We start from the raw sequence: 10211 nt of genomic DNA, 5'->3' as shown, positions 1-10211 counted from the left end.
TAATTGTGCCGATGCACGATATGCCTACGGCACGCTGTGCGAAGGCACTCCTGCAAGTGCCTTAACAAAAGTTCATACAGTGTCGATTACTTTTGTCCGACTACTTAGTGTTGAAAGGCACTTGTAAATAACCCTGCACCGACTGCCTTGGCTACATCGGGATTTGTCGCTAAATAAAATTGAGTATCGAATAGTTCGCTGCGATCGAATGCCATGCGCTTTTCTCTGATAACTGCTCGTTTTGTCACCCTGGCTGCGTGATTTTTTTTATACCAGTACTTTATTTTGAGACAACTAGATTCTGTCTCAAAAGCAAAGTACAAAGCGGAATAGATGACAGACACGAAGAGATAGAAGTTCCTGTCTCGCGAAATCGGTTTCAATAGCTAGGAGTTAATACCTGTAGCTGGAATAAACTTTAGAGTATCTTCCGAATGGCTGAGATACAGACAAATTGTAGGGGCGAGTTTTGCGATCGATCTTGTATAGAAGCCATAAATTATATCATGTACCCTAGCATCCGTTGAAAAAAACGCTTTCTTATCTGCGTTTATCTGCGTTTATCTGCATACATCTGCGGTAAAAAATTAACCCCAGATCTCCACAGATAATGTTTGGCATCATTGATGTATTACCGATGCAACCGGACAAGATATTATCCAGATTATGCAGACATAAACTGTTTGCAATCTACCACAAACGCTGTGTATATCGGCTTTCAGTTTCTGCAATGAAGGCTTTGAGAATTTCCCCTGGAGTTACTTCTTCAGTCAATGATTCGTAAAACTCTTTTGCAGTATCTCCGATTCGATAAATTAAGTAGGCGTCAGTACCTACATTAACAACCCCTCCAGCAAGCGGGATCATTTGCGATACGCTCAATGTTATCATGGCTTGTCTGCTAGCCCGCAGCACGCGATCGATAATTGCAAAAGCTTCTGGTTTGCGTTGCGGAAGCCATATATCAAAATCATAAGCGGCAGCAATCTTAAAAATTATTTCGGCTTGCATTAGCGCAACGGAAACATAATTAACTCCGATCGAATCTGCCATTTTTGGCGGTACAACACTGAAGACAGCCGAAGTTTTACTGACGCGCAGAATTTGTTGGCGAAGTAAACGTTGCGAAATTTCTTCTGGTTTACTACTGGGAAATTTATCCCACATAGCGTCCACAGCATCTTCCATCTCAGACAAGTTTATCTGCTTAATGTAAGCTCGCACAGAAGCTTCCTTCGCAGCTTGATTTTCTTCGAGTTTCTTGCCAACATTATCTTGACTTTTTTCGAGATTTTTGCTTATAAATTGGCGAGCTTCCTGCTGTACAGCTTTTCCTTTTTCTTTAGCTGATTTCGTAACTTCTTCACCTAGTTCTGTAGCCGATTTAGCAACTCCTTGGCTGAGTTCTACAGCCGACTGCGCTACTTCTTTGGTGCGCTTTGCCATTCCCTGACCGAGTTCTGTCGCCGACTTACTAGCTTCTTGACGAATTTCTTGAGCCGATCGGGCCACTTTTTGGCCCAATTTTCCCATTTCCCCAGCGACATCGCTGCCAATCTGCGAACCTACTTTACTTATATTTTCGCTAATTCCTTGAATAGCTTTGAATAGAGATGGCTTACGTCCTCTCGCTGCTTTTGCTTGCGGATTATTTTGCACATCTTCTGCTATAAAATCGTCAAAATCATCAAAATCGTCAGTAAAATTCTCAGCTTCATTCGCATTATCGATATCTGCTAAATCTTGCCGACCTTCTCTTTTGAGCTTGCGGTGAAGGGATTGCTTACGATATGCTTTGCTCATATTTACAACTGAGTGTTGAAAAAGACGACTTTATCTATAGAGTTTAGCAAAACCTGGAAAAATGTTTGCGCCTGCTAGGGAAGGGGGAGCGGGGGAGCTAAAAGTCAAAAGTCAAAAGTCAAAAGTCAAAATTTCTCCCTCTTCCCTCTTCCCCCTTCCCTCTTCCCTCTTACTTAGCTCCTAGTCCCGACGCCCAACGCCCTTTTTTGACTTTTGACTTTTGACTTTTCTAGCTTACCTAGCTCCTAGTCCCGACGCCCAACGCCCTTTTTTGACTTTTGACTTTTGACTTTTGACTTTTCTAGCCCCTCTCCCTCTTCTTTTTGACTTTTGACTTTCGATCCAAGCTTATCTCACCGCGAATGCGGTTCAATAAGTAGGGGTAGTGCGGAGATTGACATGAAAATTAGGCAGTTGATATTAGGTTTCTTGACGCTTTTAGTGATACTCTTTTTTGTTCCTTCTTTGCTGGAAAGTCGGAGTCAGCCCCAAATTCAAAGCCGTTTGGAACTGTACCAAACTAATTTGCTGCTACACGCTGGTGAGTGGCAGGGCGAGATCGGTTCCGATTCCAGCAGCAAATCCGCTCGCGAAGCACTGATCGGCGCTCAACCTGTCAAAACTGCCCAAAAGCAGTATATGGAGGCGCGGAAAGAAGCGCAAACCAATCTAGAAAAAGCTATAGCCCAACTCAAACAGTATCAAAATCTGGAAGCTACACCTTCGCCTGCTGCCGAACCACCGCTGACAGTTACCGCCAATCCTGACAGATCTGACTACCCCAGTCAACAGCCTTTGCGGGAGTCTATCGATGGGCTAGAAAGTTTAATTAACGAGTTAGACCTGGATATAGGGATTTTACAAGCTCGTCAAGGAGAAGTTGAAGCGGCGCTGAAAACTTGGCAGTCGGTGAGCGATCGCCCCAGCGCTAAGATCGGTCAAGCAGCAGAAGCAAAAACCGCTACAGTCTTAATCGGTTTATGGAGCAATCCACCTCGGATTTTACCAGACGCCGAGCCAACTATCCAAAAATATTTAGACGGATGGTTCCGCGATCGGGGATTAAGTCAACTTTACAATTTGCAGCAACGCTCAACGGCGCTGGTTAAACTGCAATCAACAGAACAGGAAATAGCACAGCAAGCAGTAGTGAAATTAGCGATCGTGGCTGCTCTGCCCACGTTAGGATTTTTAATAGGCGTGGCATTGCTCATCTTGTTGGTAGCACAGCGTCTGATCCGCAAAGAGAATTCCCTTCTAGCTCAGAATGAAAATGTTTCTTGGTCAACGCCTTGGGATGCCGAAACAATCTGGCAAGTTTTCATTGTGGGCTTTTTTGGAATGCAATTGCTGATATCTGCTGTATTCATTCCCTTAGCTTTTAAACTGCTCAACCTCACACCCGCCGCTTTTGATGTCCGGTCAAAAGCAATCTACGTTTTGACAACTTATATGTTGGTTGCATTGGGTGGAGTATTGGTGTTGTATTTTTCTGTGAAATCATTTTTACCTTTACCGGAAGGATGGTTTCGATTTGATTTGTTCGGTAAGTGGTTTTTATGGGGACTCGGCGGTTATTTTGTGGCGCTACCTTTGGTAATTGTAGTGTCGCTGATTAACCAAGAAATTTGGAAAGGAGAGGGGGGAAGTAACCCGCTTTTGTCGCTAGCCCTAGAGAGTAAAGATGGTGTGGCACTCGCGATATTCTTTTTTACCGCAGCTATTGCTGCACCGCTGTTTGAAGAATTCCTATTCCGGGGATTTCTCCTGCCATCTTTAACTCGTTATATGCCAGTTTGGGGAGCGACGATCGCGAGTAGTTTGCTGTTTGCCGTCGCACACCTGAGCCTTTCAGAAGTGCTGCCCCTGACTACTTTGGGGATAGTGTTGGCTGTTGTGTACACCCGCTCTCGCAATCTTCTGGCTCCCATGTTACTCCACAGCCTCTGGAATAGCGGCACTCTGTTAAGTTTGTTTATTTTGGGTAGCGGTTCCACCTGATATTCGCCCATCATTGAGTATGCAATATCGCTACTCGCAGCGTAGGGTGCGTTTTCACTCACCCTACACTCTCCGATCCTCAGCTGCAACGCATCTAAGTTGTATCAATGGGGCGGGCAAGATGCCCACCCCACAAGATTTTCACATTCTGGCAATTATTAAAACCATCTGGCGTCACAGCTTATTAAAAAAAGTAAATTTTTCCTACTTTTGATAGATGCAAGCTATCCTATGAGTATAGTGATACCGGAACGGAAGATTTATTTAGAGATCTATATGCAAGATAATCCTGCCAAGTCCAAAGTTGCCGCCCTCCTTCTATGTTTCTTTCTAGGCGGTTTCGGAATTCACCGATTTTACCTTGGATATGTAACGATCGGGATCGTTCAACTGCTGACTTTTGGCGGCTGTGGTATCTGGGCACTAATTGACTTTATTCTTTTGGTTGTAGATTCGCTACCCGACAAGCAGGGTAACCGTCTAGTTTAATTTGAAATTGAGGCACTCGGCCATTTGATTATTTGCGATCGATTAAGAACTGCTTGGCGCTAAAATCACAATGGCAGTTACAATTCATGTTTGAATTATCAGATCGGCTTCTCTCGGCTCGCGATCGGCGTGTGAATTTTGTAAAGTTGACTATTTTTTCATCACCGCTGTTGGTAGCCTTATTTTACAATCACGGGCAGCAAGTGCCTTTCTTAGTTTGCCCGTTTAAATATTTAACAGGGATTCCCTGTCCGGGTTGTGGTTTGACTCGCTCTTTTATTGCTATTGTTCGAGGAGATTGGAGTCAGGCAATAGCACAAAACCTCTTCGGGCCAGTTGTGTTTGCCTGTTTTGCTATAGCAACTATTCATCTCGTAATTGAATTGGTAAAAAAACGACATTTGAGTGCTTTTTATGTTAAGATAATTGCAGATCAAAAAATCCAATTGCTATGTTTATTTATAGTTTTAATATATCATGGTTACCGCTTGTACGATTTATCGAAATCGGGCGAATTATCTGCGGCTTTTTTTAAATCGCCGCTAGGCAATTTACTGTTTTGAAGCAAGGATATTTTATGGGAATGTCAACTTTTAAGTATAAAAAAGTTTTGTTTGTAATATTGCTAGGTGCCTTAAGTAGCGGAGCCTTTAGCGTTTTTTCCAGTATGGATATCAACCTTTTCGTCAAGGGTTACGGGTTGCTGTTGGTGCTGCAAACTGGTTTTGCGCTCATCTACCTGAGTTTTTTGAACTGGAACGATCGCTGAACGAATTAATTTTAGATTTTGGATTAAAAATAAATAATTTTAGGTAGTAGGAAAATCACTATCCACGACCCATTAGCCGCTAGCTACCGGAGCGCAACTTTTAAGAAAAGTTAAACTTTCTCAGGCAATTTAGCCCGACTTGGCCTACTCTCTAAGGAGAGAGGTGCTTATTGCTTTAGGAATGGAAGTGTTGCAGTCAGTTGACAAATCTTCTGAACGGCTGTCTCCCCAGACAGCGATATCTGGGTCAAGCGGCGCTGACGCTACCCCAGCCTCCGACGTGGAGACGATTACCCTGGATGTGGGAGGAATGAAGTGTGCCGGGTGCGTGAAGGCTGTAGAAAATCAGCTAATCCAATATCCTGGGGTTGTTTCAGCCTGCGTCAACTTAGTGACAGAGGTGGCAGTTTGCGACGTAAAATCCGGTGCGGTTGACCCAAGTGCTTTAGCCGCAAAATTGACAGAAGCTGGTTTTCCGACTCAACCGCGCTATTCTCAAACAGGAGAAACGATTTCGCCCGCACAAAGGCATCGCCAGGAGATCGAATCTTCTATATGGCGGCTGGCGATCGCAGGTATCCTAATTGTTTTATCGGGAATAGGCCATTTCGGTCAACACTCTTGGTTTGCCGAGCATCCTTCCATCCTTACCTCATTTTGGTTCCATTGGGGTCTGGCAACCGCTACTTTAGTTGGGCCAGGTCGATCGATCTTGGTAGATGGCTTCAAAGGCTTGCAGCGCTTAGCACCCAACATGAACTCGCTGGTGGGATTGGGTGCAGTAACCGCATACACCGCCAGCACAGTAGCGTTACTATTCCCTCAGCTCGGTTGGGAGTGCTTTTTTGACGAACCGGTGATGCTGTTAGGCTTTATCCTGCTAGGGAGAACGCTGGAACAACACGCCAGAGGACGGGCAGTAGCGGCATTTGAAGCATTGCTTTCCCTCCAGCCACCCCAGGCACGCTTAATTGCCGATCCGAACGTGGATCTAACGGCAGACACGGGAGTCGAAATACCAGCCGATCGGGTGCGCGTGGGAGAATACTTACTGGTTTTACCTGGAGAAAAGATACCCGTAGATGGGGAAACGATCGTCGGCAAGACAACAGTAGATGAGTCAATGCTGACCGGGGAAGCGGTGCCGGTGCCAAAACAAATAGGAGATGTGGTGCAGGCGGGGACGCTTAACCAATCAGGCGCGATCGCGATTCGAGCGACCCGCATTGGCAAAGATACCACCTTAGCTCAAATTGTCGCCTTAGTAGAAGCAGCTCAAACTCGCAAAGCACCGGTGCAACACCTAGCGGATACTGTCGCTGGGTATTTTACTTACGGTGTGATGGCAGCTGCCGCTTTCACATTTCTATTTTGGTATTTTATCGGCACTCACCTTTGGCCGGATCTGCTTTTAGGGCATGGGGCAACATTGATGACGCACGGTGCGGCGGTCATGGGACACGGATCTATGGTCGCGCATCATCAGTCACCCCTGATGTTGAGTTTAAAGCTGGCGATCGCCGTCTTGGTAGTTGCTTGTCCCTGTTCTTTGGGACTGGCCACACCCACCGCTATCCTAGTTGGTACGGGGGTTGGCGCGGAATCGGGACTTTTAATCAAAGGTGGAGATGTTTTAGAACGGGTATCGAGTCTTGACGCGGTAGTGTTTGACAAAACTGGCACTCTTACTACCGGTCATCCCTGCGTGACTGACTGTATCTCGGTTGCAGTCAACGGGGAACTGGAGAAGCAAAATTTATCCTCTGCCTCCCCACCGCTCTCCGACTCGGCGGCAAAGCTTCTCCAACTGGCGGCGGCAGCCGAAAGCGGCACCTGTCATCCCCTCGCCACAGCCATTGTCGAGGAAGCCCGCAAACTGGGGTTACCTATACCACCTGCCGAAGATTTTTACACAGAACCGGGTTTCGGAGTTCGCGCTGTGGTAGAAGGTCAGACGGTGTTGGTGGGAACTTCGGACTGGCTGCAAGCAACGGGAATTAGTGTTGGCGATGCTCTCAAAGCACAAGTTAGGGCATTAGCACAAGCGGGAAAAACAGTGGTTTATGTGGCATCTGACAACATCAGCTTAGGATCGATCGCGGTTGCGGATGCCCTCAGACCAGATGCTAAAACAGCAGTGGCAGATCTGCGGCGTCTGGGATTGAGAGTTATGATGCTGACTGGTGACAGGCTCGAAAGTACATTACCGATCGCTTCCGAGCTATTACTCGACACTTCTGATGTTTTGGCAGGAGTTCTTCCCGATGGTAAAGCATTGGCGATCGCAACTCTGCAAACTCAGGGTCATCGAGTCGCTATGATCGGGGATGGAATAAATGATGCACCGGCACTAGCACAAGCCGATGTGGGCATAGCCCTGCACGCGGCAACTGACATTGCGATTGAAAGCGCTCAGATTATCCTGATGCGCGATGCAGTAACGGATATCGTTAAATCGATTCAGCTCTCGCGTGCCACTTTTAATAAAATCCGCCAGAATTTATTTTGGGCACTTGCCTACAACACTTTAGGTATTCCCATTGCCGCCGGTGTCTTGCTGCCTAGTTTAGGCTTCGTTCTCAGTCCAGCTGCTGCCGGCGCAATGATGGCTTTCAGCTCCGTCAGTGTTGTTACTAATTCTCTTCTCCTGCGTCGTCTGCCTTGGCGTCGGTAAAATTTTAGTCGAAATTCAAGTTTTAAATTTGAAATTGAATTTAATTTTAAATTTAAAATTTGAAATCGAAAATCACCGTTGTTTTCAGGTTGGCAGCGCTGAGCCTAATTTATCAAGGCCATGTGACGCCGGGGTTGCAGCTGCCTTTATTAATTTATTGCAGGACAGATCAATCAATGCCTTTACCACAGGATCAAAATCATCTACTCATTGTTGAGGACGATAAAGGGCGCAAGGAGTTTATACTCACTAAGGCTGTATATTCGATCGGTCGCGATCCGACTTGTAATATCCGCCTATACTCCCAGTTTGTCTCTCGTCGTCATGCAACTTTGCTACAGATGCCCAAACAAGATGGAACATACTACTATCGCATTGTTGATGGCGATGGCAAAGGCAGAGCTAGTGCTAACGGACTGATCATCAACTCTCGCAAGCTTCCAGCTCACGACCTCAAAAATGAAGATGAAGTTGTATTTGGCCCGCAGGTGCGAGCTATATACTATCAGCTCAAACGAGAGACTATCCCATCTGGGCCGCTAGATGAGTTTGATATCACCCTGATTAACCCCGGTAGTATGTTTGACGATGAGCCAGAGGAGTAAAATTTCCCCAAGTTAGCCAGAGTAATCGCAGCTTTGCCTGACTGATTTGCCTGACTAAATAGTGGGTAGCTCTCCTGCTACATTTTCAATTATCTGCCATTGGCGATTGCTGACGATCGCCTCACTGACGCGATCGAATATCTGGTGGCAGTGGTTGTCAACTTGCAGGGGCAATTCCTCATTTTTCATTACCAAACTCATCTTAGTTTGGGTTGCGGTTGCGGTTGAACGATCGATGAGGACTTCAACAGTCACTAACTTGGCAAAGCCAACCTGCCCTGGCTTCTCACGCGCCATTATATAGTCAATCGTTTCATAAAGGATGTCTAACGAACAACTCTTTAGAACTTCTATCAGCAATTGCTTAAGACGATCGAGAGGAAGGGAAACTGTGTACGAACTTGTATAGCGAGCCATATCATACCTCCGGCCTGCGACTCCAAGACCCTCTTATAATACCCGAACCTCATTGATTTGATTTCAAGCTTATACCTAGAAGCATTGTTTTCTATTGCTGCTCTGTAAAGCTGCCACTGCCCCATCAGGGAGAGGGAGAAGGGGGAAGGAGAAAAGAGGGACAATATTAATTCTGCCTGACTTCCTTTTCTTCTAATTCTTCTCCTCATCCTTCTTCTGTCTCGCTTTCGGCTTTCTTCTTTCGTCCCTAATATTCGGCATTAGGCGCGGCAATACTTAAGGCTACACCAAATGGCTCAGTTAATTGCACTTCGGTAACATTGGGCGAGCCGAATATTCTTTTCGGCTGCTAGTTAACCTCAAACATCATCTTTGGTTTGGCATTGCCAAATGTCAAGACCAGATACATTTATACAGGTAGTGTACCCTTAATCGGTAAATTGATGGATTTTTTTAATGAATGCTTTTGAAAGGCTCGTAGGCCAAAGTCAGGCAGTAGAGTTGCTTGGGCAGGCGATCGCTCAAAATCGCATCGCCCCAGGTTATCTGTTTGTTGGCCCCGATGGCGTCGGTCGCAGTTTGGCAGCAAAGTGCTTTACAGAAGAGTTGTTTTATGGTACAGAAGCTAAGCAAAAATCAACTATACAAAAACGCCTACAGCTGAGCAATCACCCCGATTTATTGTGGGTCGAGCCGACATATCTGCACAACGGAGTCAGATTGTCGGCGGCGGAAGCTGCCGAAAAAGGAGTGAAGCGCAAGGCACCTCCCCAAATTCGGCTAGAACAGGTGCGGGAAATAGCCCAGTTTTTGAGTCGTCCGCCTCTGGAGGCATCGCGATCGCTCATCGTCATCGAACAAGCAGAAACGATGGCCGAAGGGGCTGCAAACGCTTTGCTGAAGACGCTGGAAGAACCCGGCCAAGCCACTATAATTTTAATTGCTCCGGCGATCGAATCTTTATTGCCGACCCTGGTATCCCGCTGTCAGCGCATACCCTTTTATCGCCTCGACTCAAGTGGGGTAGAGATAGTGCTGCGGCGGAATAAATATAGCGAAATTTTGCAGCATCCAGAGGTATTGGAGTTAGCGGGAGGAAGTCCGGGGGAAGCGATCGCATCTTGGCAGCAATTACAAGCAATTTCCCCAGAATTATTGACAGCAGTAAAGCAAATTCCCAAAACACTTCGTCAAGCATTAGAACTCGCTCGCGACATCGATAAATCCCTCGATACAGAAGCGCAATTATGGTTAGTAGATTACTTACAACATTGTTATTGGAAACAATTTTTAAAAGGGCAAATTCGCGAATCGCCCTTAGAAAAATTGGAAAAAGCGAAACGGTGTTTGCTCAGTTACGCTCAACCGCGATTAGTTTGGGAAGTAACCCTGATGGGAATGTGTCAAAGCGCAACTTTGTAGAAGAATTTGAGCCTATCCTAAACGTTGCGCT

At 46.1% G+C, this 10211-nt stretch carries 10 protein-coding genes; 7 read left to right on the top strand and 3 right to left on the bottom strand.

Going from position 1 to position 10211, the window contains the following annotated elements; genetic code table 11:
• Window positions 1-104: 104 nt before the first annotated feature.
• Entirely contained in the window at window positions 105-248 is a 144-nt protein-coding gene (locus tag H6G03_RS28180; protein ID WP_190472045.1) for a hypothetical protein, read from the bottom strand.
• A 442-nt stretch (window positions 249-690) separates the two neighbouring features.
• Entirely contained in the window at window positions 691-1803 is a 1113-nt protein-coding gene (locus H6G03_RS28175; RefSeq protein ID WP_190472042.1) for a hypothetical protein, read from the bottom strand.
• A gap of 399 nt (window positions 1804-2202) precedes the next feature.
• Here H6G03_RS28175 and H6G03_RS28170 point away from each other — a divergent pair, with 399 nt between their 5' ends.
• The 6 genes from H6G03_RS28170 to H6G03_RS28145 all read left to right on the top strand — a co-directional run bounded on the left by H6G03_RS28170 (window position 2203) and on the right by H6G03_RS28145 (window position 8341).
• Window positions 2203-3804, top strand: coding sequence for a CPBP family intramembrane glutamic endopeptidase (locus H6G03_RS28170; protein WP_190472040.1), 1602 nt, complete (start codon window positions 2203-2205; stop codon window positions 3802-3804).
• A gap of 231 nt (window positions 3805-4035) precedes the next feature.
• Window positions 4036-4293 carry a TM2 domain-containing protein gene (locus tag H6G03_RS28165; RefSeq protein WP_199315516.1) on the top strand — a complete coding sequence of 86 codons (258 nt, stop codon included), beginning with the start codon at window positions 4036-4038 and terminating at the stop codon, window positions 4291-4293.
• 86 nt (window positions 4294-4379) lie between these two features.
• Window positions 4380-4856: a DUF2752 domain-containing protein gene (locus tag H6G03_RS28160; protein WP_190472037.1), complete on the top strand. Its 477-nt coding sequence runs from the start codon at window positions 4380-4382 to the stop codon at window positions 4854-4856.
• A 20-nt stretch (window positions 4857-4876) separates the two neighbouring features.
• Complete coding sequence (locus tag H6G03_RS28155) at window positions 4877-5062, top strand: hypothetical protein (protein ID WP_190472035.1); 186 nt, start codon at window positions 4877-4879, stop codon at window positions 5060-5062.
• A gap of 181 nt (window positions 5063-5243) precedes the next feature.
• Window positions 5244-7736, top strand: coding sequence for a heavy metal translocating P-type ATPase (locus H6G03_RS28150; protein ID WP_190472055.1), 2493 nt, complete (start codon window positions 5244-5246; stop codon window positions 7734-7736).
• Between the two features lie 176 nt (window positions 7737-7912).
• Window positions 7913-8341 carry an FHA domain-containing protein gene (locus H6G03_RS28145; RefSeq protein WP_190472032.1) on the top strand — a complete coding sequence of 143 codons (429 nt, stop codon included), beginning with the start codon at window positions 7913-7915 and terminating at the stop codon, window positions 8339-8341.
• A gap of 54 nt (window positions 8342-8395) precedes the next feature.
• Here the strand turns inward: H6G03_RS28145 and H6G03_RS28140 are convergent, their stop codons facing one another.
• Window positions 8396-8758, bottom strand: a complete 363-nt coding sequence (locus H6G03_RS28140; RefSeq protein WP_190472030.1) for a hypothetical protein — start codon at window positions 8756-8758, stop codon at window positions 8396-8398.
• A gap of 456 nt (window positions 8759-9214) precedes the next feature.
• Here H6G03_RS28140 and H6G03_RS28135 point away from each other — a divergent pair, with 456 nt between their 5' ends.
• Window positions 9215-10180, top strand: a complete 966-nt coding sequence (locus H6G03_RS28135; RefSeq protein WP_190472025.1) for a DNA polymerase III subunit delta' — start codon at window positions 9215-9217, stop codon at window positions 10178-10180.
• The last annotated feature ends 31 nt before the right edge of the window (window positions 10181-10211 follow it).

Source organism: Aerosakkonema funiforme FACHB-1375, assembly GCF_014696265.1.
Lineage (GTDB): Bacteria > Cyanobacteriota > Cyanobacteriia > Cyanobacteriales > Aerosakkonemataceae > Aerosakkonema > Aerosakkonema funiforme_A.
The sequence above is the reverse complement of the archived record's forward strand: the minus strand, read 5'-3'. Positions and strand labels throughout refer to the sequence as shown.

Coding starts and splice junctions, on each gene's coding strand:
- H6G03_RS28175 (WP_190472042.1), bottom strand. CDS start 1,803: ATGAGCAAAGCATATCGTAAGCAATCCCTTCACCGCAAGCTCAAAAGA.
- H6G03_RS28155 (WP_190472035.1), top strand. CDS start 4,877: ATGTCAACTTTTAAGTATAAAAAAGTTTTGTTTGTAATATTGCTAGGT.
- H6G03_RS28145 (WP_190472032.1), top strand. CDS start 7,913: ATGCCTTTACCACAGGATCAAAATCATCTACTCATTGTTGAGGACGAT.
- H6G03_RS28165 (WP_199315516.1), top strand. CDS start 4,036: ATGAGTATAGTGATACCGGAACGGAAGATTTATTTAGAGATCTATATG.
- H6G03_RS28170 (WP_190472040.1), top strand. CDS start 2,203: ATGAAAATTAGGCAGTTGATATTAGGTTTCTTGACGCTTTTAGTGATA.
- H6G03_RS28135 (WP_190472025.1), top strand. CDS start 9,215: ATGAATGCTTTTGAAAGGCTCGTAGGCCAAAGTCAGGCAGTAGAGTTG.
- H6G03_RS28150 (WP_190472055.1), top strand. CDS start 5,244: ATGGAAGTGTTGCAGTCAGTTGACAAATCTTCTGAACGGCTGTCTCCC.
- H6G03_RS28160 (WP_190472037.1), top strand. CDS start 4,380: ATGTTTGAATTATCAGATCGGCTTCTCTCGGCTCGCGATCGGCGTGTG.
- H6G03_RS28140 (WP_190472030.1), bottom strand. CDS start 8,758: ATGGCTCGCTATACAAGTTCGTACACAGTTTCCCTTCCTCTCGATCGT.